Source organism: Arthrobacter sp. alpha11c (assembly GCF_054149985.1).
The window spans coordinates 858,107-882,802 of sequence record NZ_CP196747.1 but is presented as its reverse complement, the minus strand read 5'-3'; the positions used below and the strand labels follow the sequence as shown (position 1 = coordinate 882,802).

Sequence of the window (24,696 nt, the reverse complement as noted above, 5' to 3'; positions counted from 1 at the left end):
CCAACCATGCTCAAACGCCCGCGGTACGTCCCCTCTTTGGAAGAGGAGCCGGTACGACGGGTTGCTGTTGCCGCCGCCCGCCGCGCTGCGCCGCAGCACCTGCGACAATGACGAGCAAGAGGCCTGCGAGTTGCAGCATCGATGGCAACTGATGCAGGATGATCGCACCGAGCAGCACGCCGATGGCTGGTTCCATAGCCAGGAGAGTCCCGAATGCTGTGTGTGTCATGCGGCGAAGGGCAAACATTTCCAGAATGTAGGGCAGAACCGGTATCAGCACTGCCAAGACGGCGGCAACGGCCAAGGTTTCCAACGTGATGTGGCCGATGGCTTGCGGCAGTCCAAACGGTGCCGCGGCGACAGCAGCAATCGGAATGGTCAGGGCGAGGGCACCAATTCCATTGAAACGATCACCCACCCTTTGGGTCAGAAGGATGTAGATTGCCCAACCAACCGCCCCCATCACCGCAAAGCCGACTCCGAGCAGGTCCACCTCGCCCGCCCACGGTTCGGTGAGGAGCACGACGCCTGCCAGTGCCATTGCAGGCAGGATTAAGGAACGGGCCCCGCGGCCGCGCCAGGCTGCAACCGTAAGCGGGCCGAGGAATTCAATGGCAACCGCCGTCCCCATGGGAATGCGTTCCATGGCGGCAAGGAACGTCACTGACATTACTGCGGTGGCAACGCCCAGGCCAACCACCACCGGAGCGTCACTAAGACGCAGGTTCTTCAGGGGTGGACGGGCCAGTGCCAGCAGGATGAGCGCTCCCATACTCAGGCGCAGCCAGGCCGTCCCAAGGGGACCCAATGTTGGCATCAACCCCAGTGAAAGGGCGGAGCCCAGTTGGATGGAGAACATTGCTGCGACGGTCAGGAGCCATGGGGGGATTGGGCCTTTGAAAGTGGTCATAAGGCATAATACTGCACTTATAGTGCAGCCTGTTTCTTTACCGCTCGACGGCGGCTACCGCACTGATCTCCACCAGCGCCCCGGGAACGCCCAAACGGGAGACAAATGCTGCTGTCACGAGGGGCGGCTCGTCGGCGGCGAGGTCGGACGCAATGGCCCCATACCCCGCGGCGAGGTCGGCACCGTCCACGAAGAGAACCGTCCACTGCACAACGTCGCGGAGGGTTGCCCCAGCAGCCGCGAGCGCGGTATTTGCGTTCGCCAGGGCGCGGGCAGATTGCGCTCCAACATCACCCTCGCCGACGAGCGAACCGTCACTGTCGACTGAGTTCTGACCGCCGACGTAGATGGTGGTGGCGTTTGGAGGGACGATGGCTACGTGGCTGAATGCCGGGCTGGAGACAAGTCCCTCGGGCCGGATGCGCTGGATGGATGACATGACTGTATGCTGCCATCCCCAGGCAATTGCCAAAAGGGGGTACGCCCCAATGCCCCGGTTGGTCCCGCCTCGTCACCCACGGGCTCGTCACTCACGTGCTCTCACTCAGGCACCCGTCATTCAGGCGAGGGCCGCCGTCGTTGCTGTTTGGTTGCCGCCCTCTGTACTTTTGCTGCGCGATGCCGCTGCGCGGACCCGCGGGTGGGTTTCGTTGCCCTGCGCACAGTCCTTGGCGCAAGGCCCGCCACCACAATGTCAGCGAGCTTGGTCAAGGCGCTCTCGCGATTGCGCAATTGCGAGCGCTGCTCGGAGGCTGTAACAGTGATAACTCCGTCGACGAGTCGCTTCTCCAATCGACGCAGCAAGATCTCCCGCTGGCTTTCTGTCAACGCCTCCGAAGTGGCTACGTTCCAGGACAGCTCAGCCCTGCTGTCGGTCGTGTTGACGTGTTGTCCGCCGGGTCCTGATGAACGCGAGAACCGCCAGCCGAGTTCCGAGGCCGGAATCGTGAGGGTGGGCGAGATTTCCAGGTCCATGGGACAAGCGTTGCACGTCGGGGGCGGTCTTCCCAGCCGGGCGGTCCCTCGGCATGACGTGTCAGAGCAGGTTTGCAAGGTCGGAGTAGGTTTGCGAGTCAGAGCAGGTTTGCAGTCAGCGTTGAGGCGATGAACCGGCCGTACTGCTCTGCGCTCCACCTTCGTTTCAGGACGAGGCTCTCGAACAGTTCGGGGGTGGTGCACGCGAACATGATGTCAGCGGCCTCTTCCGGGGACATGCCGGGATGGAGCAGGCCGCGGGCCACCAGTTGATGCGCGTTGTGCAGCATCCGCCGATGGCGGGCGTCGTCGACATCCTTCATGAGACTGGCCATGTCGGCATCCCCTGTTGCGGCGGCGTCGCGGATGAGCCGGCTGATCGGCGCCGCAAGGGGGCTGACTTCTGCGGTGAACCGCCCGAACTGCTCCATTAGTGCTCGCGGATCGTCTGCCGCTTCCTGGGCGAGGTCTGAGCGCTGTTCGGCTGGCGGCCCGCCTTTGCCTAGGAGACTCTGCTCGTGGAGGGCACGGACGAGGCCAGCCTTGCCGCCGAAGTTCTTGTAGATGGACTCCGCCGACACCCCGGACGAAGCGGCAATTTCGGCGATGGTGGTTGTGCCGAAGCCTTGCAGGAGAAATAGTTCCCTGGCGCGCGCGAGGATAGTGCGACGGGATGTCTCGGCCGCTTGGCGGCGACGGCTTGCGTCGTAGGTGCGTTGACTCCGGGATGTTCCATCGGGGCTCTTGATTCCGGTTGCCATGACTTCTAGACTCCAATCAATACAGATAACTGTATTGAATTCAAGATACCAGCCCTGCCCGCCCAGTGAGGGGAAAATCGCGGGGCACCAAGGAGTCACCATGGCAACCGTGGAGGGCCTTGAGCGCCTTCCGGAAGGACCCGTTCGCCGGATGTTCGCCGCTTCCGGACGCCACGACCTTGACGCCTTAGTCGCCGAATTCGCCGACGACTATGTCAACATCACGCCGATTCATCCCGAACGGAATTTCACCGGCAGCGCCCAGGTCCGCGCCAACTGGACCAGCCTTTTCGCTGGCATCCCTGATCTCACACCGGCTATCGCCGACGCCGCCGAAGGCAGGCACGGAACCGTTTGGGTTGAATGGGGCGCCCGGGGCACAAGGCTCGATGCCACGCCGGTGGAACTTGCCGGCGTCGCGATCTTTACAGTGCGCCAGGAGCGGATCGCCTCCGTCCGTTTCTATCTCGAACCTGTGGAACGTTCTTCAGGTGACATCGACGACGCCGTCCGGGCCACTGCGGGCGCGGGCCTTCAGGCTGGGGCGGGTTTTCAGGCTGGGGCCGTACTTCCGACATCGCAGGGGTCATGATCCTCGTAGTGGGCGGTACGGGCCGCCTGGGTTCGCGCCTGACCGGGGAGCTGGTTCGGCGCGGCACTTCCGTGCGGGTCATGGCCAGGGGCCAATCCCAGCCGTTCCCCGGGAACCCGATCGACGGCGTCGAGCTTGTCCGCGGAACCCTCGCCTCAGGCACGGACTGCGGGCGGGCCGTTGCCGGATGCAGCCAAGTGGTGTTCGCGGCGTCAGGCTTTGGGCTGAAAAGGGGCGGCAACCCACGCAGTGTGGACCGCGACGGCGCACTCAGGCTCATCGATGCCGCATCCCGGGCGGGCGTGGAGCACATGGTCATGATGTCGATGCATGGCGCCGCTCCCGATGCCCCTCTGGATTTCCTGCGCATGAAGTACGCAGCGGAGGAGGCGTTGAAGGCCTCGGGCATGGCGTGGACGGCGATCCGAATTGGGGCAAACCTTGAGCAGTTCCTCGATTCAATGAGCCAGCCCCTCCATACGAAGGGCAGGGTGCTTGTCTTCGGTTCGGGACGCGCACCTGTGACATTTACCTCGACGCCGGATGCTGCTGCCGCTGTTTTGTTGGCTCTTTCCGACCCTTCCTTGCGTGGAAGGACAATTGAGTGGGGGTCCGAAACGCACCCCTTCAACACGCTCGCAGAAGCTATCCTCGCGGACGCTGGAAAGGGCTCGATCCAGCGGATACCAGTGGCAGCCCTACGGGTGATGGCCGCCGTTGCACGTCCGACTTCGCCGTTCATGGCCCGGATGGCGAGAGCGGCGCTGTGGATGGAATCAGGCGCTGCAGCCTTCGATCCGGCCGTGGTACGCGCCGCCTTCCCTGAAATTCCTGTGATCGGACTGCGTGAGAGTTTGGACCAGATCAGGAGCACATGAGCCGTGGTGCAAACCGGCCTTCGGGAGGACAATGCTAGGCACAACCCAAATCTCTTGAGGAGCAGCCATGGGCGAGCCAACTACAGAAGCGACATCAGCGCAGTTGATGGTGGACTTGATCATTTCCCTGGATGGATATGCCTCAGCGGAGGGCTGGCCCGGTTGGTGGGGACTTGAATCCCCGGAATACCTTGCCTGGCTCGAGGAAGAAGGGAAGAAGGATTTCACCACACTTATGGGGGCCAACACCTATCGGGTGATGTCCAGCATGTCGGAGCAGGCCGCGGGCGAAGACTCGGGGTTCTCCGAGGAAGAGGGAGCGGCGCTGACCGGACTGGCGGCCCTGCCAAAGGTCGTTTTCTCGTCCACTCTCCAAGAACCTCTGGCTTGGCCGAATTCCGAGCTGGTAAGCGGGGATGCTGTGGAAGCTGTCAAGGAGCTGAAGCGGACCCGGACCGGCACCCTGACCACACTGGGAAGCCTCAGCCTTTGCCGCTCTTTGTTAAGTGCCGGACTGGTGGACCGATACAGGATTGTGGTTTTTCCGGTGATCACAGGCCGCACCGGCAGGGAGCGGATTTATGACGGCTATCCTGATGTCTCGCTTGAAATGGTGAACAGCAGGACTTTCGATGGTCAGCTGCAGCTGCTGGAGTACATACCCACGCTGATCAGCGGTCCGCCTGTCCGGCAGCCCTGAAAAGAGGCTCCAGCGAATCCGAGTAGCTGGACAGTATTTCGGCAAACGTGAGCAGCTGGAATCCTTCAGCGCGGCAGAGGAGTGGTTCGCGGGTAGTTCCGTAGGCGGTGAGCGTCGCGATTCCCCATGGATGCGTTGGCTCGCCGACCGAGATGCCGGCTGAGTCGAAGGTGTCACGGAGCACGTAACGCGTGACCGTCCGCCACGACTGCAGGAATGGTGACCGCAACTGCTCAACGAGTTCGTCGTCGTTTGCCTGGTAGGCCGCCCACAGGTTCGTGGACAGCTCGTCCCACTCCTTGGCGTCGCGGACCATGAGGTGGGCCGCCCGGAGGCGGGCAATCGTTTCGTTCAACGTCATGGTCAGTCCCCAAACTTCCTGTCGTTTTGCATACCTGCTTTGATCTTCCGCCACCCACCGGCACGATTGTTGGCGGCAATCTGTCGCAGCATAGCGATGAGGGGTTCCGTTGGTATGTCTTCGTTGATGTAAAAACTGATCATTCGGCCGGTCTTGTTATCGTGCCCGGCCGTGATGATCCCGGCAGGGTCAGGAACGATAGCGCCATCGTAGAGAAAGAGGTTGACGTGGTTCTTGGCCGCGAGCAACGCACAGACGTTTCCATCCAGGACAAAGTAGGGCTGAACCCGTCTTTTGATTGTCTCCACGATGTCCGGTTCGGCCTCGTGGATCACGTCCCGCGGTTCCGAACAAAGTGCTTGTTGCCAGTCCGGAAGGGCGTTGATGTAGCTATCGACTCCGGGATGGCGCGCGTACTTCCCCATGACGTTATTAGGGCACCACGCCCCACGGCTTGTCCAGACCATGGTCTTGTACAGACCAGCGTCTTGAAGGCGATGAGTAGGCTTGCTCACATGATCGACGTCGAGCGGTTCCGGGTTCTGCTGGAGGAGGAGCGCGGCCGGAAGCTTGCCCTGTTGAAGGCGCTGCGTAGCGACATCACATCGGTCAGCCTTGCCCGTCAGGACTCGAACGTCGACGACGAGCATGATCCTGAAGGCACCACCATCGCCTTCGAGCTCTCACAGGCCTCCGCGCTTCTTGACCAGAGTCGTGCGGGCCTGGAGCAGATTGAGGCCGCATTGCAGCGGATTTCGGATGGAACGTACGGTGTATGCGCGATTTGTGGTGTCGCCATTCCGGACGGTCGGCTCGAAGCAAGGCCGTGGACGCCCTATTGCGTCAGTCACGCCTCAGGTAAACAGTAACCCCCGGCAAAAAGTAAAACCTGGGCGGATATGAAACACGCCCAGGCGCACCTTAAGCCATGTCAGGGCTGATGGGCACGAAATCGATGCCCTGCTGGACCTTCTTTTTTGGTCCGCGGTCGAAGCCCTTGGCGTCGAGGTTGTTTCCTGCGCGGAACGCGGCCAAAGCGTCGTCGAAGATCTCGTTGAGCCGCTGGCCCGGGAAAACCTTCTGGGTGCCGTCGGTAAAGGTGATGGACACAGAGGCGCTGGCGGGAAAATGCCTACTCATTCGGATGAAGCCTTGGGAATCCTGCCGTAGGGAGATCATTGCTTGTCCACGCTTTCAGTATCTGGGTTCCACCACAATTCACGGTGAAGTCCCACTCTGTCATTCTGACGGACCTGCCGCCTCATTTACATTCCCCTGACCGGGGACCAGAATAGCGCCCATGTCCATTCTCAAGGTGCAATCCGAGTCCGAGGCCACAGGTCTGACCGCCGAAATCTACCAAGCCGATCTGAAGTCGATGGGCTACGTTCCGAGTCATACAAAGGCAATGAGCATAAACCCGGAGGCATACAAGGCCTGGCAGGCGCTGATTAAGGCAATCGTCTCATCGCTGGGTCTGCGACGATACGAACTTGTAACGCTCGCGGCCGCCCAGGCCATTGGGTCCTCCCATTGCAGATTGGCCCATGGGAAGAAAACATTAGCCATCATTGATGAGGAGCAGCTGCTCGCTGTTGCCCGGGACTACAGGGATGCCGGGCTGCCCCCTGAGGAAGTCGCGATGATGGACTACGCGGTCAAGCTCAGCACCGATGCGGCTGCAATGAACGACGACGACACGCAGCGCCTTCGCGATGTGGGCTTCAGCGACAGGGAGATTGCCGACATCACCCTGGCTGCCACCGCCAGGAACTACTTCAGCCGCGCGCTTCTTGCCCTGGCCGTAGACCTGGACGTACCTCCAGGGGTGACCACGGAGCTTCAGGACGCCTTGTTAACGCCACTGCCGGCTCAAGGTGACTGAACGGCTTCGGTGTTGGCACGGTCTGCGGATGCCCCCTGCCTACGGCTGGCCAGCAGGAACGGCACCGAAATGAGCTCAATAATGCCCGCCATGGCCAGCGAGGCAGGGTAGCCGTAAAGGTCAGCGCCACGCCCAAGGAGTGGCTGTACCACCACTCCGCCGCTGGATCCCATGAGCGAATCGAAGCTCAGGACCGTAGCCCGCTGCTTCGAGGGGATCATGTCATTGACGTACGCCTGCCGGACTGGAGTTGCCGCAGATCCGACCACACCCCAGACTGCCAGCAGCACCAGGGCCACCCAAAAGACACGGGTGAAGCCCAGGACCACCAAGATCACGAATCCTGCCATGCCCCCAAGGATCAGTACCGAGGTACGTTTATGGAACAGACGCCGGGCATGTGGAGCGAGCCAGCCGCCCAGGATTTGCGAGCCAGCCACGATTGCCGCGGCGAGGCCCGCAATGGAATAGGCCCTCGGGTCCCCATACAGGTCAAGAAGAAATGGCTGCAGGGCGTAAAAGACATAGATCCCGACGCCGGCACTAAAGGGAGCGGCCAGCATGACGTACCGGACGGGCGGGTTTTTCAGACCGTTCTCGATCGAGGCTGAGAGTACTGCACGGGTGGCCCGGAGGGGGTGAGTGGACCGCTCAGGTGAGAACCCGACGTCGTGCATTAATCCAAACGCAACGGCGAACATGGCAACCAAAACGAAAACCCGAATGAGGAACGGGACGCCAAGGTTGGTGGCTTGGGCGATCACCCCACCTGCCACGGAACCCAGCAGCATCGCCACACCCTGCACCATCTGGCCGCGGCCCAGAACGCTTTCAAGGCCGCCCTCATAGCCGGAGAAGCGCAAGGCATCCACCAGCCAGGCTTCCACGGCTCCGGAGAAGAACGTAAACCCGAGGCCAAGGAGCACCGAGACGACTGCCCACATCCAAAATGGCGCGGAGATCTGCCAGAGCACGTAGTACAAGTACGTAGACGCTGCCAGCGTGATCGTGCCAAGCAGGAAAGACGTGCGGCGACCCCAGCCGTCGGCGATGACGCCCGTGGGTACTTCGAAAAGGACCATGCCCGCTGTGAAGAAGGCGTTGGCCGCGAAGGCCTCGAGGTTGCTCAAGCCTGCATCAAGCAGGAAAAGCGTGTTGATACCCCAGATAAAGGAAGCCGCCACCGTGTTGCCCAGCGTCAGCGTGAGATAGACACGTTGAATCTTTCTGGCGGCGTCGTTCATCGTGTCGCCGCCGGCGCTGGGAGGGGTGACCACAAGCTCATTCTCGTCTCGATACCCGGCCTCCGCCAGAGCGCGAGGGACCAGATCCCAGGAAGAGTTTGCTACGTCCCGATTTGCTAAGTCCCGTGTGTCGTTGGAATATCCTGGGACGCCGCCCACTCGCCGACGTCCCGCCGTTCGATGGCAGCCGCCATCATGTCCGGAAACAGGTCCGGCGTGCAAGCAAAAGCAGGCACACCAATGCCGGCCAGGGCTGCGGCGTGGCTCGAGTCAAAGGAAGGATGACCACTGTCGCTCAGGGCCAGCAGGGCGATCATGGTGGTTCCCGCCCCAACGATCGAAGCGGCACGGCGCAGCATCTCCTCAGCTATCCCACCTTCGTAAAGGTCACTGATCAGCACCAGGATGGTCTCGGTCGGCTTGGTGATCTGATCCTGGCAATAGGCGAGAGCGCGGTTGATGTCGGTACCACCACCGAGTTGCACCCCAAACAGCACATCCACGGGATCTTCCAGGTCCTCGGTCAGATCAACCACTTCGGTATCGAAGACCACCAAACGGGTGCTCACGGACCTCAGTGAACTGAGCACCGCACCGAAAACGCTTGAGTACACCACGGATTCCGCCATGGATCCTGATTGGTCAATGCACAGGATGATCTCGCGCTGGATCTCCGTGCTGCGCCGGGCATGCCCGTGGAGTTGTTCGGGCACAACGGTCCTGTACTCGGGCTGGTAATGCTTAAGGTTGGCCGCAATGGTCCGGTTCCAGTCAATATCCCTGTGCCGTGGACGCCTGGTCCGGGCGGACCGGTTCAGCGCCCCGGAAACAGCCTGGACGGTCTTGGCGCGCAAACGATCCTCAAGATCCTTCGTCACCTGGCGAACCACAGACCTTGCTGTCTCGCGCGACTGCTCGGGGATGACCCTGCCCAGGCCCACCAGCGTACTTACCAGGCCGATATCCGCTTGGACGGTGCGCAACATTTCGGGTTCAAGGAGCAATTGCCTCAGCCCCAGGCGGTCCATGGCGTCAGCCTGCATCACCTGGACCACGGAAGAGGGGAAGTATCCGCGAATGTCTCCGAGCCACCGTGCCACACGTGGATTGGACGCCCCGAGCCCGCCGCGGCGAGCAGATCCCTCGCCATACAGCTCCTCAAGAGCTTGGTCGCGCTTTGCATCATCGGCCGCGAGCTGGACGCGCTCGCCGTCGGCTGTTGAGATGCCGTCTGCTTCGTTACCGCCCAGCACCAGACGCCAGCGGCCCAGCCGGTCCCGCGCCCGATCCTCCTCGGAGTTGGCATCTGTCATGCGATGTTCTCCCATCCGAGGATTCGGGCCATCGTTCTAACGGCCGGACCTGCAACAGCCAGGTCAACGCTTGCAGCTGCTGTGGTGTCCCGCGCCGCCGCATGGCTCAGCTGCTCGCCGATCTCGCGGCGCTCAGGGCCGCTGAAGGCCGAGAACGTCCTGCGCAGGAGCGGCAGCACGTCCTCGAAAACCTCATCCTGGACGCCATCCACCCACTCATCCACAATCTGAAGGAGGCGGCGGTCATGGATCAGCAGTGTGGCATCGCCGGACAGAAGTCCATCCAACCAGGCGGCGGCCTCGGGAGCCGGAGCAGCGACAGACAAGCGGCGGCTCAGCTTGGCCGCAACGTCGTCGGCGTCCACCAGTCCGGCATCAAGCAGGAGCCGTAGGGCACGACCCGCCACGGAGCCGTGGATCCGGTCCGAGTGAGCCACTGCAGCCAGCGCCGCATGCCAATCGTCCAATGGCAAGTCCGGTAACAGGGACAGCCCGTCCTGGGCTGAGTCGATTGCCTGGCGCATGACGGAGGCAGCGTCATCATCCAGGCCTGCACAAGCTGTCGGCAGGCCAACGCAGGCGCGCACCACAGTGGCCTCCAGGATCTTTCGAACATCGCTCACGTCCACTCCGCGCACGTTTCCGTACCGGCATGTGCGGGCAAGAGGAGCAATGGTTTCCAGAAGGGGCGGAACGTCCTGCTGCAGCGCCGTTCGCTCGGCAAGGGCAGCGACAACGCCGGCAATACCGTCCGGGAGGTCCGCGAGCAGGCAGTTTGCCAGCAGTTCGGACAGGACAGGAAGGCTATCGGCGGCCTGGGCTTCTTCGGTCACAAACGCCGACGCGGCGGAGGCAACTGTCGTGCCGTAGCGGCTGGCTTCCACCAAGGACAGGGCGAGTTCTGGCCTCCAGAGAAGGGTCCATGCCTCCTTGAAGGTACCCGTGGTGCGGCCGGTGTCTGTGGGCACGCCCCAGTCCACTCCCAGCAGTGCCAGGCGATGGAGCAGCACGGACCGCGCCAGCTGGTTGGGTTTGCGGAGGTCCAGGACCATGACCTCCTCCATGGCGCTGGCCCTCATTCTCAACGTGCGCTGCGTAGCGGCGAGGTCAGCAGCCAGCGGGAGCGTGGGTACGGAGTCGGGCACACTGCCCAAATCCTGCCCAACAGTTAGTTCCCGATGAATCAAGGCCAACGGCAGGGGAGAGCCATCGCAGAGTACGGACTGTGCGGCGTCATCCAATTCGGGCAATCCGGGGCTTGGCCTCCCGCGGATGGCGGCGAGGGTCTTTGCCATCCGGCTCGCGTCCACCACCGAGGCTGTCGAGGCGTCCAGGTTTTCCTTGCGCAAAGCCCTGGCAACCCGAACCAGCCACGTAGTAGACACATCAACGCCTGGATCCTGGGCCATCCAGTGCGCGAATAAATGCTGATACCAGCCCGGTGCCGTGACACCTGCACCGTATCCGCTGCTCAGGCTCAGCCGGTCCGAGGTCCATGGCACCCATGTGGCGGCCACCTTTGCCTTGGGCAAGCCAGCGAGTACTTTGTTATCCGTCGAAACGGACGGAAAGCCAGCGGGCACCAGTGCTGGTGCATGGTAGGCACCGCAAACTACGGCGATACTCCCATGTCCTTCACGAATGGCTGCCCTCAGGATCCGCCGCATTGCCGCTTCCCGGCGGTGGTTCTCCACGACGTCCGGATGATCGGGGGATCGATCATCCAGTGCCCGGATTTCGGCGATGGCATCAATCAAGGCCTCGAAGCGCTCCACGGGGCTTGAGTTGCGGTGCTCTACCGCATCCTCCCACCAGCGCTCGGCATCGCTGTACCCGGCAGCTTCCGCCAGGATGCCGATTGCGTCCGGGCGGTACGGCTGATCAGACGGAGTGGAAATCGACTCAGCGGCTTCGGCAGCTACCTTGAGTCCGAACGTGTTCGCAGCTGGCAGATCGATGGCCTGCACCGGGGTCCCCGTGGACAGCGCCCAACGGATGGCCACCCATTCGGGTGAGAAGCTGGCCATGGGGTAGAAAGAAGCCAACCGCGGCTCGTCCACTGCGTAGATGAGTCCAGCAACGGGAGGAACCATCCCTGGATCGGTGATGAGCGCAATGACTTGGTCGAGCTCAGGCGGGCCCTCCACGAGCACCAGATCTGGGCGCAGGGTAGCCAACGCTTCGGCCACCGAGTGTGCCGAGCCGGGTCCGTGGTGCCGGATCCCCAGGATGTGAACGTCAGTCATCGCCTAGTTCGTCGACTCAAGGTCACGGCAAGCCCGGTAGAGGTCCTTCCACTCCGGTCGATTCCGCACCACCGTCTCCAGGTACTCCTGCCAGATCACCCTGTCCTGCACCGGGTCCTTGATCACCGCACCCACCAAGCTCGCCGCGACGTCGTCCGCCCGGACAGTTCCGTCGCCGAAGTGGGCTGCGAGGGACAGCCCATTGGTCATCACGGAAATGGCCTCGGCTGTGGAAAGGGTGGCTGACGGGGATTTGATGGTGGTGCGCTGATCCTGCGTGACCCCTGCACGCAGTTCCCGCATGACGGTCACTACCCTGCGGATTTCGGAGAGGGCCGCCAAGTCCGCCGGAAGCTCCAGAGCCTCGCCCAAGCTGCGCACACGGGTTGTCACGATCTCCACCTCCTGATCGATGGTGTCCGGAAGCGGCAAGACCACGGTATTAAAGCGGCGGCGGAGTGCGGAGGAGAGCTCGTTGACGCCTTTGTCGCGGTTGTTCGCGGTGGCGATCACGTTGAATCCTTTGCGGGCCTGCACTTCGTCGTTGAGTTCCGGGATGGGCAGGGTCTTCTCGCTGAGGATGGTGATGAGGGAATCCTGGACATCGGAGGGGATGCGAGTGAGTTCTTCCACGCGCACCAGGCTTCCCGCCTCCATTGCACGCATCACAGGTCCCGGAACCATGGCTGCCCGTGAGGGACCTTCGGCGAGTAGCCGTGCGTAATTCCACCCGTACCGAAGCGCTTCTTCAGGGGTTCCCGCCGTGCCCTGGACCACCAAGGTGGACGCGCCCGAAATAGCCGCGGCCAAGTGCTCGCCAAGCCATGTCTTCGCAGTTCCCGGCACACCCAACAGCAGCAGGGCCCGGTCCGTAGCAAGGGAAGCTACAGCGATTTCCACCAAGCGCTCCTGGCCCAGGTATTTCGGCGTGATCACGGCGCCGTTGGGCAGGGTGCCGCCCAGGATGTAGGTGGTGACCGCCCATGGCGAGAGCCTCCAACTGGGTGGCCGGGGCCGGTCGTCAACCGCCGCCAGCACGCTGAGTTCATCGGCGTACGCATTTTCGGCGTGGGCCCGGAGAACATCGGTTCCGTTTGGGGCATCTGTCATTGGAAGGCCTCCGTGAGGGATTGTCGGAATGCTTGGTATTGAACAGCGTCGCGGAGCACCCGGCGCCGGGCAGCGTCCTCGTCTGAACGCTCCAGAAGGCGTCTGCACCGTTCGACGGCCTCCGGTGGCAGCGCAGTTGGCAACACCTGCGCCAGCATGGCCGCCAATTGGCCGCCATTCTTGCCGGCAATGAGCCCGAGCAGCGCATCAGCCAACCCCAAACCCCACGGCTGGGGCAGATCCCGCAACAGCGGAACCAAGGTCAGGGGCTGGTCAATGCCATTGCGGATGTACGCTTCCAGCCACTGCTCCCGCTCACCAGGGGGAAGGCAACCCAGCAGCCGCACGTCGGTCCGGACGGTCAGCAGCGCGCGGATCCACTCAAGGTCTTTCCGGATCACGGCAGTTGTGATGAGGCCCTCCAGGACCCGCGGCTCTGGTTTCAGGAGCTCCACAGTTGTGGCCGGGCTGCGGCCGGACACGGACGTCCAGACCTCCAGCGGTGCACCCCTGATGATGGTGTCCAATCTCGCCAGTCTGTCAGGTTCACCACCGCGTTGGTTGGACGGGATGCCGTCGCGTAAAGCTTGCTCATCCGGGTCCCGCGGAAGGTCGATTTCGATCCGCTTGGTCAACAGCCCCTTCAAGTGCACCAGGGAAAGCAGCCGGGCAGCCATGCGCCCGGCACGGAGACTGCCAGGGAGTCGGTCCAACAATCCGATTGCTACCTCGCGCACGCTCTTCGCTTTGTCGTCCAAGGCCCGTTCCAACAGCTCTTCGTCGTCACTGCCCAGGTTCGTGGCCAACAGAGCCAGACGATTTGCGCGTTCCCGGGCACTGAGGGCATTCCAGTGGGTCGCCAGCGTTTCGCGTGCAGTTGCAGGATCGCTGCTTCGGAGACGTTCGAGTTCGGCCGCGGCGAGGTCGCTTCTGAGCTCTGACGATTCATCGGCCGGCTTCGGAACCGATGTTTTCGAGAGACTTTGAAGCCAGCGGCCGCGGGTTCCGATGGCTGGCTCCAGGCGCCTGAACACCGCTGATTTAGTTTCAGCCAACGCGAACAGCGCCGGAAGGAGGCGGTGCGGGACCCGGCGTCGTGATTCTTCTGCCAACTGCAGCCAGTCCACCACCAGTTGGTTCCTCAACTCCAGTCCGACCGGCGGTTGGGTGAGCAAGAGTTCCAGCAGCCGGGCAGCTTCGCCGGCGGCCTCCGGTTCTGGATCAGGCGGCGCCGGCATCGACAGAGTGGTGGCGGGCGCGTGGGCGGGACTGCGCGATGCGCGGATGACCACATCCGCCATGGCAGCCTGGTCCAGCAGCTCTTCCTCACGGGACAAGCCCTCAGGAGGGCGCACGCCCAGATCAACTGGGGGAGACGGCGCGGCATGCCGGCCTGTGCCTACCAACGCAGCAGTGCGTAGCTCGTCCAACCACGTCATGGAGTCACCACCGCATCACCGACGACGACGGTCAGCGGCCGCACGCGGCCATCCTCGAGTTCGCCGAAAACATCTACCGGACGGCCGCCTGTGAGTGCCAGCAGCGAATCGAGGGGAGCATCCATCAAGGGAAGTGCATTGCCGTTCTCCTCCACAAGCCAACCGTAGTCTTCAGACAGGATGGTGACACGGGCCAACAGCACAGGCTGCCGGTCGCGCCACGGTGAGCGGGCAACAGCGGCTGACTGCTGCTCGAGGGCCTGGGCGATGGTGCAGCCAGGACCAAGGCTGGTGGCCAGTCCCTGGGATGCGACGGGACTGGTGAACATGGCACGCTGCGGCGCGGAGCCGGGGTAGCGGGCAACCGTGACCCCCAACAGGGCGCCCGCGAGTTGCGGTGTCGCGAGCCCTTGACCTTGCCCGGCAAAATCCAGGATGACCACCACCCTGCCATCGGGACCCCGGAGCCAGGTCCGCTGCTGTTGGAGCCGACCGTCGTCGCTTCGGTGGGCTCCCAGTACCAGCCATGGGCCCGGCAATGCCTCGGTATCCTTGACGTCGGCTGATGCAGTGGCCCAACCGACGGCCGCTTTGACATCCGCAAATTCCTCGGCGGACAACGTGTCCCGCGCGGCCCAGGCTTTGGTCAGCGCCCACCAGCGGCCTGCATGGAGCAACAGATGGTCTGCCCAGTCGGTCCTGCCGTGGACCTCCGACGCCATGGTCCGCACTTGTTCGGCAAGGCCTGGCAACTGGGAATCAACCAATCGGGCCGCCACACCATCCCACCACGAATAGGGCTGGTTGCGGGCGGCGGCAAGCCCGGTCCGGATCAAGTCGGTCAGCCAGCGGGCGAAGTCTGCGATTCCCGCATCCATGAGTGCTTGGCGCTCAGCGAGCCGCTTGGCCTGCGCTTCGGGATCCGGTGCCTCCCCTGACTGCCAGCGATCCTTGGCCGTGGCACGTTCTGCGCGTTGCCCTGCCCATTCCTGCGCGAAGTCCGCCGTCTCGGTGGAAGCCTCTGCTGCCTCGCCCCGGGCCCAGAGAAGAAGCAGTGCAAGGGCGTGTTTGCAGGGAAATTTGCGGCTGGGACATGAGCATCGGTAGGCGGGCGCTACGATGTCCACGCTTACTTGATAGGGCGTTTTTCCGCTGCCTTGGCATTTACCCCAAACCAGGACGTCGTTGCTCCCCGAGTCCGACCACGGGCCGGGATGTGCCAGCTTCCGTGCCGCTGCCAAAGACGATGCGTCGGGGGCGGCGTTGATGACTCTCTCTTCGCTCCAACGCCCCATGAGGGCTATTCTGCCTGACACCTACGACGCTTTGGGAGAGGACCGCGACAGGGCGGCGATTTGCTGCCGGGAACCTGGTCCGGCTCCCGGCAGCTGCCTCCGTTGTTACGCCTGGTGGCTTACCAGATCGGCGTCTGTTGTGGTCGACGTTTCCCGCTGCCCGGAATGCACTGTGTCCCCGGAATGCACGGTAGCAAAGAACTCTCCTAGTTCCGCCGTAGCTGTCAGTGGGAGCACGTTCGCGACGTACTGGTCTGGGCGGACCACTACAACCACACCGTCCCGGCTGAGGCCGCGCAGTTCGAAAATGTCCTTGTTGGGGTCGGTGCCGAAGACCTTCTCGAGGTAGGTGAGCTTGAACGGTCCGACGGTGGGTTTGAACGCTGCGGGGACGGCGTTGATGTCCACGTTGGTGTGGTCCTGCTGGTAGATCACCTTCACGTCGAACCAGGCGTCACGGTCAGCGTCCGACGGCGTCGCGGCCAGCGGCGAGTCAGGCGAGGTCGCGATCCACTCGGCAAAGTCCGCCACCGGGCCTTCGGCGCCTGCCGGTGCGGCGTCGGCGAAGACGTAGATCCGCCAGCGCCCGTCTGCCTTCGCGTGATGGCCCAGGTGCATCGGGTTCGTGTCACAGACCCGCTGGACCGGGGCCGACTTGAAACGCTTGCCGATCGGGAAACCCGTGGCCAACTCCTGGTGTTTGGGCTCGGCGACCAGCATCGAGGGGGCGTACTGCGTCATGAAACCGGCAGGGAACTCCGCGGTGCTGGTGTAGAAAGTCTCCAGCTCTGCCGGGTCTTCGAACTCTTCGGGCTTCTTGGCCATCAGCGTGGACCACTGCTTGTCAAAGTCGATCAGGTTCTTCGCCACCACTTGGCGCTCAGCGGAGTAGGTGTCCAGCAGGGACTCGGGGCTGCGGCCTTCCAGGACGTGTCCGAGTTTCCAGCCGATGTTGAAGCCGTCCTGCATGGAAACGTTCATGCCCTGCCCGGCTTTCGCGGAGTGGGTGTGGCAGGCATCGCCGGTGATGAATACCCGTGGAGTGCGTGTGCCGCGGTCCTCCGGCAGGACGTCGTCGAACCTGTCCGTGAGCCTGTGGCCTACCTCGTACACGCTGTGCCAGGCGACGTTGCGGACATCCAGCGTGTACGGGTGCAGGATGTCGTTGGCTTTTTGGATGATCTGCTCAATGGTCGTTTTCCGCACGGCGCCGTGATCCTCGGGTTTCACCTCGCCCAGGTCCACGTACATGCGGAACAGGTGCCCGCCCTCGCGGGGGATCAGCAGGATACTGCCGCCCGCGCCGGACTGGATAGCGCATTTGGTGCGGATGTCCGGGAAGTCCGTGACGGCCAGGACGTCCATGACACCCCAGGCATGGTTGGCCTGATCCCCGGCCAGGTGGCACCCGATGGACTCGCGGACTTTACTGCGCGCACCATCGGCACCGACGACGTACTTGGCACGGATAACCCGTTCCTGTCCTTCGTTGGGTCCGGAGGTGTGCCCAAGGGTCACCTCCACCGGGTAGTCACCAACACCAGTGACCTCGAGGCTGCGGAATTCGTAGCCATAATCGGGCGTCATGCGCGTCGGGGAGTTGGCCATGAACTCCGCGAAGTAATCCAGCACACGGGCCTGGTTGACGATCAGGTGCGGGAATTCGCTGATACCCGTGGGGTCATCCACCGCCCGGGCAGCCCGGACGATGCGCGAGTGATCAGCAGGGTCCGGCTTCCAGAACGCCATCTCCGTGATGCGGTAGGCCTCCGCGGTGATGCGTTCGGCGAACCCGAAAGCCTGGAAAGTCTCAACGCTGCGCGCCTGGATCCCGTCGGCCTGACCAATGGCGAGCCGCCCGGGGCGGCGCTCGATGATACGCGTCGTGATGTCCGGGAACTGGGCCAGCTGCGCCGCGGTCAGCATTCCCGCAGGACCGGTGCCCACGATCAGAACGTCAACTTCATCGGGAAGCTCGGCCGGGCGGTCGATTCCGACGCCGGCGGCTGGCTCGACTCGCGGGTCACCGGATACGTAACCGTGGTGGTGGAACTGCACGGGCTTTCCTCACTTCTTTGTGGGTCTCAATTTTGTGTTGTTCTATAGTTGAACAGCTTGTTCTATTATCGCTCACACAATCGTAATGCGGCTCACAGTGGGGATCAAGTCTTTGTGTGGGCGGCCGACGAGGTTTGGCTCAGGTTCACGGTGATTCCGGGCAGGACGTGTCAGGATCAGGTATGCCTCGACTCATGCTCCTGGACACTGCCTCCTTGTATTTCCGCGCCTTCTACGGTGTTCCGGACTCCATCCGCCGCTCCGATGGCACACCCGTCAACGCCGTACGTGGCCTGATGGACATGATTGCCCGCCTCACCACGGAGTACGAAGCGACCCACGTCGTCGCTTGCTGGGACAATGACTGGCGCCCGAAATGGCGGGTTGAGCTGATCCCCAGCTACAAGGCCCACAGGGTGGCCGAAATCGTGCCGGCGGGCCCCGACGTCGAAATCGTTCCCGATCCTCTCGAAGCGCAGATCCCGCTGATCCGCCACGTGCTGGACCTTGCAGGCATTGCCGTGGTGGGCGTCGATGAGCATGAAGCTGACGATGTTGTGGGGACGTATGCCAGCCAGGCGCAGCTGCCCACTGATGTGGTCACGGGTGACCGGGACCTTTTCCAACTCGTCGATGATGATCGGGACGTCCGCGTCATTTACACCGCCCGTGGCATGAGGAACCTTGAAGTGGTCACCGACGTCGTCGTGGTTGGAAAGTACCGCGTGCTGCCGCAACAGTACGCCGACTACGCCACGCTGCGCGGCGATTCATCCGACGGACTGCCGGGCGTTGGCGGCATCGGCGAGAAAACGGCCGCGTCTTTACTCGCGGAATATGGCTCGCTGGAGGGCCTCCTTGAGGCAGCAGAGGATCCCGACGGCGGACTGTCCAGTTCCGTACGCGCCAAACTTGCCACGGCGGCCGAGTACCTCAAGGTGGCGCCCGCCGTCGTCAATGTGGTTCGCGACTTGAAGGTGCCCACCCTTGAGGAGGCAGGCGCCCAGCTGCGCCCCGTGACAGGCGAGGCGCGCGCTGAGCTTGAGCGCTTGGCTACTGAGTGGAACCTGGGCGGTTCAGTCAAGCGATTGCTTGCGGCCTTGGACACCCAACCGCACCTTCACAGCTGATTGACAGCTTCAGAACAGCGTGGGCTTGGGTGATCGACTCATTGTAGTAACAGGACGGTGTTACAGATCGTCTGGAAGTTACCAGCCGTTCGGACGGCTCAGCAGCCGTTACGGCGGCGGCAGATTGAGGAGAGGCACCATGTCAAAGACCAAGAGAATCACGCTGGGCATTACAGCCGGAGCGTTGGCGCTAGGTGCGGGGCTGGGTGTTACCAGCGTTGCTTCAGCCACCACGACGCCGACGCCGACGCCGAGCGCAACGTCGTCAGCCGATGCCACCACGCCCCCACAGGGCCACGGAAGGCCTGGAGGCCACGGCCCCGATCGTGGTCAGCTCGCAGCGGACCTTGCCGCCAAGTTGGGAGTGGACGAAGCCAAGGTCACCGACGCGTTGAAGGCCTTCAGAGAAGCGAATAAGCCCACCACTCCACCAACTCAAGGCACCGAAGGAACCAAGCCGGACCGGACGGCGCAGGAAGCAGCCTTGGCCAAGTCCCTGGCCGCAGCACTGGGCATCGATGAATCCAAGGTCACTGCCGCCTTGGAAGAAATCCGCACTGCCGCCCAGGAGGAGCGAGCCGCTGCCCTTAAGACCAGGCTGGACAAGGCCGTCACGGACGGCAAACTCACACAGGCCGAGGCAGACGCCGTCACCAAAGCTGTTGAAGCCGGAGTTATCGGAGGCGGCGGCCACTAAGGCCCTGTAAGCGCAGTAAGGAAATTACGACGCCGATACTTGGCAGCGAAGGATCCCCCGGACAGTTCGAGTAACAGTTCCGGGGGATCCTTCGTGTGGCCGCCCTTGTCACCAGCGGCGACCCTATCCGGGCCTGAACCTGTCCACGACAGGACACTCAAAGGGTTCGCCAGCGAAGAGTCCCACGTCGTTCAAGTACCTGACAACGATTGCGTAGGAAGCCGCCAGTGAGGTCTCCGTGTAAGGGATGTCCAGTTCCCGGCAACATTCCTTGACGATTCCGGAGGCACGCTGCAGGTAAGGCCTGGGCATGTCCGGGAAGAGGTGGTGTTCGATCTGCCGGTTCAGTCCGCCCATGAGTGCGTCAAGGAACCGTCCCCCGGAGATGTTCCGGGCAGTAAGGACCTGGCGTTTCAGGAAATCCGCCCTGCTGGACGCGGGCAGGATGGGCATGCCTTTGTGATTGGGTGCGAATGCGGCGCCCATATAGAAGCCGAAGACGCCTAATTGGACGCCAAGGAAGGCGAAGGCCATGCCCAGCGGCAGCAAAGAGAACACCAATACCGGCACCACGAGCAGACGCAGCAATATCACAGGGATTTCCACCCAGCGGTGATCCGCCTTTCGTTGGCGTAGCAAGTACTTCAACGAATCAACGTGCAGGCTCGCACCGAGGAAGAACAACAGGGGGAACAGCAGCCATCCCTGCTTCCGCGTAACACGCACCATGACTCCGCGCCGCGACGCCGCAGCCTCGGGATGGAAGGCGATGGCGCCCGTGTGGATATCAGGGTCCTTATCGATGACATTGGGGAAGTTGTGGTGGCGGGTATGCTTTTGGGCCCACATCGCATAACTGATTCCCACCAACCCTGTGCCAATGAGGCGTGCGGACCATTCATTCATGCTCTTGGATTTGAACACCTGGCGGTGGGCAGCCTCGTGTGCGAGAAACGCGAATTGAGTGAGGACAATGCCCATGCCGGCCGCGATCAGGAGCTGGAACCAGGTGTCCCGCAAGAGAAGAAAGCCACTCCATGTTCCGGCCCACGCGAGCATCAGAATCACGAAAACCGTGATGTAGAAACCCCGGCGCCGCTTCAGCAAGCCCGCACTCCGGACGGATTTCAGGAGGGCTGCATAAGAGTTGACCATCCGGGCGGCGGCACCGCGTTCCGGAAAAAAGTCATCGGAAGAGCGTGATGATGCCATGATGCCTCGAACCAGTCCGGTGGGAAAACACATCGTTTTCCCACTGTCCCCTCAGGATACGCCGGGGGTCTCTGGAAGGCCCCGGAAAATTCTTTTGAATGGTTGTCGATTTCGCCTCGCACTGTTCGACCCATGGATGAGAAGGTCGAAGGGCGACCTTCCACAACACAGGAGATTGAGTGCAATGGCCAAGTACATGCTGATCATGCGGGCAACCGACGAATCATTCGCCAAGTTCGAGAACATCGACTTCAACGAAATCCTCGAAGCGATGGGCAAGTTCAACGACGAACTGATCCGCGCTGGGGTGCTGCTGGCTGCTGAAGGACTGGACGATGCAAAGGAAAGCGTCGTGGTCGACTTCACCGGTGACACCCCGGTGGTCACTGATGGCCCGTACGGTGAAACGAAGGAACTGTTTGCCGGTTACTACATCCTGGATGTTGCATCCAAGCAGGAAGCAATCGAGTGGGCCAAGCGTGCTCCGATGACGGAGGGCACCAAGACCGAGATCCGACGGGTGACCAGCATCGACGAATTCCCCCAAGACAACGAATGGATCCAGAAGGAGCGGGCTTGGCGCGAGCAGACCGGACAGCTCTAGACCGGGCGCCACTGCTTTGGGGAGCACCTGCAGTGAGCAGCACCTGACGTGAGCAGCAACTGACGTGAGCAGCAACGAGGCAAGAGCCGCCGTCGAAGCGGTGTGGCGCAGCGAATCCGCCCGCATCGTCGGCGCCCTTGCCCGCTATACAGGAGACTTTCCACTGGCAGAGGACCTGGCACAGGAAGCACTCGCAGAGGCCCTCGTGTCGTGGTCCGTCAATGGCGCACCTGCCGAGCCCGTGGGATGGCTCCTCACAGCGGGTCGTCGTCGTGCCATCGATGCTTTCCGGCGGCGGGCAGCCTTGGACGACAAATACGCGCTTCTGGCACGTGATCTCACAGAGGAAGAAGCCGGTGTGGATGCGCTGTTCAGCCCCCAGGCCATAGATGACGACGTCCTGGCCCTGATGTTCATTTCCTGCCACCCAGTGGTGTCCAAGGAGGCTCGGATTGCCATGACACTGCGCGTTGTGGGCGGCATGACCACGGATGAGATCGCGAAGGCATTCCTGGTCCCGGTGCCAACCATCCAAGCCCGGATTACCAGGGCCAAGAAGACTCTCGCCGCTGCCCGCATCCCGTTCGCAGTGCCCGAGGCCGATCAGGTTCCTGAGCGGCTTGGTTCGGTGCTGAATGTCCTCTACCTGATCTTCACTGAGGGGGCCTACGCTTCCGGAGGAGAAAACTGGATGCGCACCGAGCTGGCCAGTGAAGCACGACGACTTGCCCGGGTGCTGGTCCGCGTCGCGCCCGAACCCGAAGCATTCGGGCTGCTGGCACTGATGGAACTCACAGCCGCGCGATTCCCGGCGAGGCTCGACGCAGATGGCCAGCCGGTCCTGCTGGAAGACCAGGATCGACGTCGATGGGATCAGTCAGCAATCCGGCGCGGACGCGCAGCACTTTCGACGGCGGTGGGTTCCGGCCGTGGACTCGGCGCCTACGGTCTCCAGGCTTCCATAGCCGAATGCCACGCTGTGGCGCATTCGGTGGCGGACACAGACTGGGATCGAATCGTGGTTCTGTACGAGGCGCTCGGACGACTCACGCCGTCGCCCATCATTGATCTGAACCGTGCCGTCGCCGTGTCCATGGCCTCTGGCCCTGCCGCCGGACTGGACCTCGTTGACGAATTGGCTGCCCGGGGTGAACTCAAGGGCTCGCATCTCTTGCCGGCGGTCAAGGGCGAGCTGCTGTCGCGGCTTGGCCGCCATGAAGAAGCGAGCGAGGCATTTCACCAGGCTCTTGAACTGTGCTCAAACGGCGCGGAACGTTTGGCCCTTGAACGGAAAATCAAGGACTTGCAACCCAGGCACCGCCAGTAAGCGCGCAATCGGGGGCCCTGCTGTACTAGCCATCAATATGCACCGGGGCACTCTTATGTTCTGAGGGGTGTGTGGTGGTGGTTGCGTCGTGGTGTTTGGTGGGGGTCGATGTGGGGTGGGGGAATGAACCAGGGAACCCCTGTTGTGATGTCGATGCGCCAGTTTTCTTTGTGGATGAGGTGGTGGTGGTGGCTGCAGAGCAGGGTGCCGTTATCGGTGGAGGTGGTGCCGCCGTGTGACCAGTAGGTGATGTGGTGGGCTTCGCACCAGGGGGCGGGCATGGTGCAGTCGGGGAAGGCGCAGCCGCCGTCGCGGGCGGTGATGGCTTTGCGGATGTGGGGCGGGAAGATCCGGGTGGTGCGGCCGATGTCCAGGACGCGGGAGTCGCTGCCGAGCAGGACGGGGAGGATGTCCGCGTCGCAGGCGATTTTGCGGATGGTGTTCGGGTGCATCGGGCCGACGAAGGTGGCGGTACCGGAGCTGAGCCGGGACTGTTGCGGGTCAGGTGCAGTGGTCTGGATGGTCACTTCGCTGGGCTGGGACCGGTCCGGGTCAGTTCCAGTGGCTGCGGTGGCTGTCCTGGGGGTGGTGGCCGCGCCGGACGGGGTGGTGGCTGTGCGGGTTTGTTGGCAAAGGTCCCGCCAATCGATGGTGGCCGTGACTTGGGGGCGGAGTCCGCCGTTGGTTGGTAGTTTCCCGGTGGTCATGGCGACGGCACAGGCTCCGACGAGGCCGTCGAGGAGTTTCATGGGCCGGGACCGCCGGTCCAGGTCCACGCCCGCTGGTTTGTTCCCGCCGCTTTCGCCGGTGGCTTCGCTCGTCCCGGTGGTTTCGCTCGTCCCTGCGGCTGCGTTGGTTCCGGGGGTGAGTCGGGGGTTGGTGGCGGTGTTCATGGCGGTGGCCAGGGTTTCGTATTGTTCTGCGGTGGCGAAGATTTCGATGTGGTGCAGCCCGTGCCGGCGTCGGCGACGGAAGAATGCGCCTTGGAGGTGGCGGAGAACTTCTTCGGACGGTTCGGGACCGTCTTGGTCGATCGAATCGACCCAGCGTTTGGCCATTTTGGTGACGAAGTCCGGGTCGGACTCGATGGCGGTGCGGGTGAGGGCGTGTTCCATCCGGGTGATGGTGTCGTCATCGGTGAGCTGCCGGACTTTTTCCAGTGCGCTGCTGATGATCGTCGCGGAGCGGGAAGGCACCAGGGCTGAGGAGAGGGCTTCGGCCAGCACTTCGCGCCGGGCCGGGATCTCCTGCCCGGCCATCCCGGCCTGGGGAAGGACATCGGGCGCGAGGGCGAGCCTGCGCCGGGCTTCCCCGATGCTGATCCGCAACCGTGCCCGAAGGAACTCAGCGGCATTCCGGTACCCGTCATCCAGGACGCTGGCCGTTCCCGTAACCGTCGCACCCGTGGCTGGTTCAGTCCAACCGGTCCGCCACTCCGGCGTGCCGGCCGACGACCCCGGCGACGCTTGCTGTGCTTCCTTCCGGGTCCTTTCCACCGCCTGCGCTGCGACAACCTGCAAGTACTCCAAGGACCGGGAGATCTCCTCGATCCTGCCGGCAAAGTCAGCGGCCTCAACAAACCCAAACAGCCGCGCCGCATCGGCCGCTGCGGACAACCGCAAGGGGTCCAGAAGAGCCGCGCCATCCTCAAGAAGAGCCGCCGGGACCTGTCCGGGCGCCGCAGGATTGGGATGCCTATTTTCGAAAGGGGAGTTCGGCTGAGCAAGCGCAGCGTCGTTGCCCAGCCTGGCTCTGTCGCCCAGCCCGTGGAAATGGCCGATCGCGATGATGGACGCCGTCGAATCCTTGAACCCGGCCCTGACCAAGTCCGGCATGCTCAAGAAGCGCTGCGACCGGGCCGCGGCCAGGGCAGCAACAACAGGGGACGGTTCCGTCCGAAGTGCTGTCAGCTGCCCCATATCTTCCATGATCAAATCATTTCATCGGGGGCTGACATTA

25 protein-coding genes are annotated in these 24,696 nt (G+C 62.9%); 9 read left to right on the top strand and 16 right to left on the bottom strand.

Annotation, left to right across the window (positions count from 1 at the left end; translation table 11 throughout):
* Window positions 1-10 precede the first annotated feature (10 nt).
* From ACTAQJ_RS04095 to ACTAQJ_RS04080, 4 genes are all read right to left on the bottom strand, one after another.
* On the bottom strand, window positions 11-910 hold the full coding sequence (locus ACTAQJ_RS04095) for an EamA family transporter (protein ID WP_498700896.1): 900 nt from the start codon (window positions 908-910) through the stop codon (window positions 11-13).
* A 37-nt stretch (window positions 911-947) separates the two neighbouring features.
* Window positions 948-1,349 (bottom strand): RidA family protein, encoded by a 402-nt coding sequence (locus ACTAQJ_RS04090; RefSeq protein ID WP_498700894.1) that lies wholly within the window; start codon window positions 1,347-1,349, stop codon window positions 948-950.
* 116 nt (window positions 1,350-1,465) lie between these two features.
* Window positions 1,466-1,885: an alternative ribosome rescue aminoacyl-tRNA hydrolase ArfB gene (gene arfB / locus ACTAQJ_RS04085; RefSeq protein ID WP_431115136.1), complete on the bottom strand. Its 420-nt coding sequence runs from the start codon at window positions 1,883-1,885 to the stop codon at window positions 1,466-1,468.
* Between the two features lie 98 nt (window positions 1,886-1,983).
* Entirely contained in the window at window positions 1,984-2,646 is a 663-nt protein-coding gene (locus ACTAQJ_RS04080) for a TetR/AcrR family transcriptional regulator (RefSeq protein ID WP_498700892.1), read from the bottom strand.
* Window positions 2,647-2,746: 100 nt separating this feature from the next.
* Between ACTAQJ_RS04080 and ACTAQJ_RS04075 the strand changes: the two genes are divergently transcribed.
* From ACTAQJ_RS04075 to ACTAQJ_RS04065, 3 genes are all read left to right on the top strand, one after another.
* On the top strand, window positions 2,747-3,238 hold the full coding sequence (locus ACTAQJ_RS04075) for a nuclear transport factor 2 family protein (RefSeq protein ID WP_498700890.1): 492 nt from the start codon (window positions 2,747-2,749) through the stop codon (window positions 3,236-3,238).
* On the top strand, window positions 3,235-4,116 hold the full coding sequence (locus ACTAQJ_RS04070; RefSeq protein WP_498700888.1) for an NAD(P)H-binding protein: 882 nt from the start codon (window positions 3,235-3,237) through the stop codon (window positions 4,114-4,116). Before ACTAQJ_RS04075 ends, ACTAQJ_RS04070 begins: the two co-directional genes overlap by 4 nt.
* 67 nt (window positions 4,117-4,183) lie before the next feature.
* Window positions 4,184-4,816 (top strand): dihydrofolate reductase family protein, encoded by a 633-nt coding sequence (locus ACTAQJ_RS04065; RefSeq protein ID WP_498700887.1) that lies wholly within the window; start codon window positions 4,184-4,186, stop codon window positions 4,814-4,816.
* Here ACTAQJ_RS04065 and ACTAQJ_RS04060 read toward each other — a convergent pair.
* A complete protein-coding gene (locus ACTAQJ_RS04060) occupies window positions 4,788-5,177 on the bottom strand; it encodes a hypothetical protein (protein WP_498700884.1) in 390 nt (129 codons plus the stop codon). The two genes, ACTAQJ_RS04065 and ACTAQJ_RS04060, sit on opposite strands and share 29 nt — an antisense overlap.
* A gap of 2 nt (window positions 5,178-5,179) precedes the next feature.
* Window positions 5,180-5,602 (bottom strand): DUF1801 domain-containing protein, encoded by a 423-nt coding sequence (locus ACTAQJ_RS04055; RefSeq protein ID WP_498700881.1) that lies wholly within the window; start codon window positions 5,600-5,602, stop codon window positions 5,180-5,182.
* 90 nt (window positions 5,603-5,692) lie between these two features.
* Between ACTAQJ_RS04055 and ACTAQJ_RS04050 the strand changes: the two genes are divergently transcribed.
* Window positions 5,693-6,046: a TraR/DksA family transcriptional regulator gene (locus ACTAQJ_RS04050; protein ID WP_498700880.1), complete on the top strand. Its 354-nt coding sequence runs from the start codon at window positions 5,693-5,695 to the stop codon at window positions 6,044-6,046.
* Between the two features lie 52 nt (window positions 6,047-6,098).
* Here ACTAQJ_RS04050 and ACTAQJ_RS04045 read toward each other — a convergent pair whose 3' ends face one another.
* On the bottom strand, window positions 6,099-6,356 hold the full coding sequence (locus ACTAQJ_RS04045) for a hypothetical protein (RefSeq protein ID WP_498700878.1): 258 nt from the start codon (window positions 6,354-6,356) through the stop codon (window positions 6,099-6,101).
* Window positions 6,357-6,477: 121 nt separating this feature from the next.
* Between ACTAQJ_RS04045 and ACTAQJ_RS04040 the strand changes: the two genes are divergently transcribed.
* Window positions 6,478-7,062 (top strand): carboxymuconolactone decarboxylase family protein, encoded by a 585-nt coding sequence (locus ACTAQJ_RS04040; protein ID WP_431115144.1) that lies wholly within the window; start codon window positions 6,478-6,480, stop codon window positions 7,060-7,062.
* On the opposite strand, the gene ACTAQJ_RS04035 is transcribed toward ACTAQJ_RS04040, so the two are convergent.
* The 7 genes from ACTAQJ_RS04035 to ACTAQJ_RS04005 form a co-directional block, all read right to left on the bottom strand.
* Complete coding sequence (locus ACTAQJ_RS04035; RefSeq protein WP_431120226.1) at window positions 7,050-8,306, bottom strand: MFS transporter; 1,257 nt, start codon at window positions 8,304-8,306, stop codon at window positions 7,050-7,052. The genes ACTAQJ_RS04040 and ACTAQJ_RS04035 overlap by 13 nt on opposite strands.
* Window positions 8,307-8,422: 116 nt before the next feature.
* Window positions 8,423-9,619, bottom strand: coding sequence for a VWA domain-containing protein (locus ACTAQJ_RS04030; protein ID WP_431115145.1), 1,197 nt, complete (start codon window positions 9,617-9,619; stop codon window positions 8,423-8,425).
* On the bottom strand, window positions 9,616-11,865 hold the full coding sequence (locus ACTAQJ_RS04025) for a DUF5682 family protein (RefSeq protein WP_498700875.1): 2,250 nt from the start codon (window positions 11,863-11,865) through the stop codon (window positions 9,616-9,618). Before ACTAQJ_RS04025 ends, ACTAQJ_RS04030 begins: the two co-directional genes overlap by 4 nt.
* Window positions 11,866-11,868: 3 nt before the next feature.
* The gene (locus ACTAQJ_RS04020; protein ID WP_431115147.1) at window positions 11,869-12,975 is read right to left on the bottom strand and encodes an ATP-binding protein; all 1,107 of its coding nucleotides are present in this window, start codon (window positions 12,973-12,975) and stop codon (window positions 11,869-11,871) included.
* The gene (locus ACTAQJ_RS04015; protein WP_498700872.1) at window positions 12,972-14,414 is read right to left on the bottom strand and encodes a DUF5691 domain-containing protein; all 1,443 of its coding nucleotides are present in this window, start codon (window positions 14,412-14,414) and stop codon (window positions 12,972-12,974) included. The genes ACTAQJ_RS04020 and ACTAQJ_RS04015 overlap by 4 nt, the downstream gene beginning before the upstream one ends.
* On the bottom strand, window positions 14,411-15,709 hold the full coding sequence (locus ACTAQJ_RS04010) for an SWIM zinc finger family protein (RefSeq protein WP_498700870.1): 1,299 nt from the start codon (window positions 15,707-15,709) through the stop codon (window positions 14,411-14,413). Before ACTAQJ_RS04010 ends, ACTAQJ_RS04015 begins: the two co-directional genes overlap by 4 nt.
* 105 nt (window positions 15,710-15,814) lie before the next feature.
* Window positions 15,815-17,767, bottom strand: coding sequence for an FAD-binding monooxygenase (locus tag ACTAQJ_RS04005; protein WP_498700869.1), 1,953 nt, complete (start codon window positions 17,765-17,767; stop codon window positions 15,815-15,817).
* Between the two features lie 182 nt (window positions 17,768-17,949).
* On the opposite strand from ACTAQJ_RS04005, the gene ACTAQJ_RS04000 reads away from it, so the two are divergent.
* Together ACTAQJ_RS04000 and ACTAQJ_RS03995 are read left to right on the top strand one after the other, a co-directional pair.
* The gene (locus tag ACTAQJ_RS04000; RefSeq protein WP_498700867.1) at window positions 17,950-18,897 is read left to right on the top strand and encodes a 5'-3' exonuclease; all 948 of its coding nucleotides are present in this window, start codon (window positions 17,950-17,952) and stop codon (window positions 18,895-18,897) included.
* A 139-nt stretch (window positions 18,898-19,036) separates the two neighbouring features.
* Complete coding sequence (locus ACTAQJ_RS03995; RefSeq protein ID WP_477513248.1) at window positions 19,037-19,594, top strand: hypothetical protein; 558 nt, start codon at window positions 19,037-19,039, stop codon at window positions 19,592-19,594.
* 123 nt (window positions 19,595-19,717) lie between these two features.
* Here ACTAQJ_RS03995 and ACTAQJ_RS03990 read toward each other — a convergent pair whose 3' ends face one another.
* Window positions 19,718-20,806, bottom strand: a complete 1,089-nt coding sequence (locus tag ACTAQJ_RS03990; protein ID WP_498700865.1) for a fatty acid desaturase family protein — start codon at window positions 20,804-20,806, stop codon at window positions 19,718-19,720.
* 184 nt (window positions 20,807-20,990) lie between these two features.
* Between ACTAQJ_RS03990 and ACTAQJ_RS03985 the strand changes: the two genes are divergently transcribed.
* Together ACTAQJ_RS03985 and ACTAQJ_RS03980 are read left to right on the top strand one after the other, a co-directional pair.
* Window positions 20,991-21,410 (top strand): YciI family protein, encoded by a 420-nt coding sequence (locus ACTAQJ_RS03985; RefSeq protein WP_477513246.1) that lies wholly within the window; start codon window positions 20,991-20,993, stop codon window positions 21,408-21,410.
* A gap of 64 nt (window positions 21,411-21,474) precedes the next feature.
* Entirely contained in the window at window positions 21,475-22,737 is a 1,263-nt protein-coding gene (locus ACTAQJ_RS03980) for an RNA polymerase sigma factor (RefSeq protein WP_498700862.1), read from the top strand.
* 53 nt (window positions 22,738-22,790) lie between these two features.
* Here ACTAQJ_RS03980 and ACTAQJ_RS03975 read toward each other — a convergent pair whose 3' ends face one another.
* Complete coding sequence (locus ACTAQJ_RS03975; protein WP_498700861.1) at window positions 22,791-24,665, bottom strand: DUF222 domain-containing protein; 1,875 nt, start codon at window positions 24,663-24,665, stop codon at window positions 22,791-22,793.
* Window positions 24,666-24,696 lie beyond the last annotated feature (31 nt).

Excerpts from the sequence above, each read along its gene's own strand:
- ACTAQJ_RS04095 (WP_498700896.1), bottom strand. The coding sequence starts at position 910 with ATGACCACTTTCAAAGGCCCAATCCCCCCATGGCTCCTGACCGTCGCA.
- ACTAQJ_RS04090 (WP_498700894.1), bottom strand. The coding sequence starts at position 1,349 with ATGTCATCCATCCAGCGCATCCGGCCCGAGGGACTTGTCTCCAGCCCG.
- arfB (WP_431115136.1), bottom strand. The coding sequence starts at position 1,885 with ATGGACCTGGAAATCTCGCCCACCCTCACGATTCCGGCCTCGGAACTC.
- ACTAQJ_RS04080 (WP_498700892.1), bottom strand. The coding sequence starts at position 2,646 with ATGGCAACCGGAATCAAGAGCCCCGATGGAACATCCCGGAGTCAACGC.
- ACTAQJ_RS04075 (WP_498700890.1), top strand. The coding sequence starts at position 2,747 with ATGGCAACCGTGGAGGGCCTTGAGCGCCTTCCGGAAGGACCCGTTCGC.
- ACTAQJ_RS04070 (WP_498700888.1), top strand. The coding sequence starts at position 3,235 with ATGATCCTCGTAGTGGGCGGTACGGGCCGCCTGGGTTCGCGCCTGACC.
- ACTAQJ_RS04065 (WP_498700887.1), top strand. The coding sequence starts at position 4,184 with ATGGGCGAGCCAACTACAGAAGCGACATCAGCGCAGTTGATGGTGGAC.
- ACTAQJ_RS04060 (WP_498700884.1), bottom strand. The coding sequence starts at position 5,177 with ATGACGTTGAACGAAACGATTGCCCGCCTCCGGGCGGCCCACCTCATG.
- ACTAQJ_RS04055 (WP_498700881.1), bottom strand. The coding sequence starts at position 5,602 with ATGGGGAAGTACGCGCGCCATCCCGGAGTCGATAGCTACATCAACGCC.
- ACTAQJ_RS04050 (WP_498700880.1), top strand. The coding sequence starts at position 5,693 with ATGATCGACGTCGAGCGGTTCCGGGTTCTGCTGGAGGAGGAGCGCGGC.
- ACTAQJ_RS04045 (WP_498700878.1), bottom strand. The coding sequence starts at position 6,356 with ATGATCTCCCTACGGCAGGATTCCCAAGGCTTCATCCGAATGAGTAGG.
- ACTAQJ_RS04040 (WP_431115144.1), top strand. The coding sequence starts at position 6,478 with ATGTCCATTCTCAAGGTGCAATCCGAGTCCGAGGCCACAGGTCTGACC.
- ACTAQJ_RS04035 (WP_431120226.1), bottom strand. The coding sequence starts at position 8,306 with ATGAACGACGCCGCCAGAAAGATTCAACGTGTCTATCTCACGCTGACG.
- ACTAQJ_RS04030 (WP_431115145.1), bottom strand. The coding sequence starts at position 9,619 with ATGACAGATGCCAACTCCGAGGAGGATCGGGCGCGGGACCGGCTGGGC.
- ACTAQJ_RS04025 (WP_498700875.1), bottom strand. The coding sequence starts at position 11,865 with ATGACTGACGTTCACATCCTGGGGATCCGGCACCACGGACCCGGCTCG.
- ACTAQJ_RS04020 (WP_431115147.1), bottom strand. The coding sequence starts at position 12,975 with ATGACAGATGCCCCAAACGGAACCGATGTTCTCCGGGCCCACGCCGAA.
- ACTAQJ_RS04015 (WP_498700872.1), bottom strand. The coding sequence starts at position 14,414 with ATGACGTGGTTGGACGAGCTACGCACTGCTGCGTTGGTAGGCACAGGC.
- ACTAQJ_RS04010 (WP_498700870.1), bottom strand. The coding sequence starts at position 15,709 with ATGGGGCGTTGGAGCGAAGAGAGAGTCATCAACGCCGCCCCCGACGCA.
- ACTAQJ_RS04000 (WP_498700867.1), top strand. The coding sequence starts at position 17,950 with ATGCCTCGACTCATGCTCCTGGACACTGCCTCCTTGTATTTCCGCGCC.
- ACTAQJ_RS03995 (WP_477513248.1), top strand. The coding sequence starts at position 19,037 with ATGTCAAAGACCAAGAGAATCACGCTGGGCATTACAGCCGGAGCGTTG.
- ACTAQJ_RS03990 (WP_498700865.1), bottom strand. The coding sequence starts at position 20,806 with ATGGCATCATCACGCTCTTCCGATGACTTTTTTCCGGAACGCGGTGCC.
- ACTAQJ_RS03985 (WP_477513246.1), top strand. The coding sequence starts at position 20,991 with ATGGCCAAGTACATGCTGATCATGCGGGCAACCGACGAATCATTCGCC.
- ACTAQJ_RS03975 (WP_498700861.1), bottom strand. The coding sequence starts at position 24,665 with ATGGAAGATATGGGGCAGCTGACAGCACTTCGGACGGAACCGTCCCCT.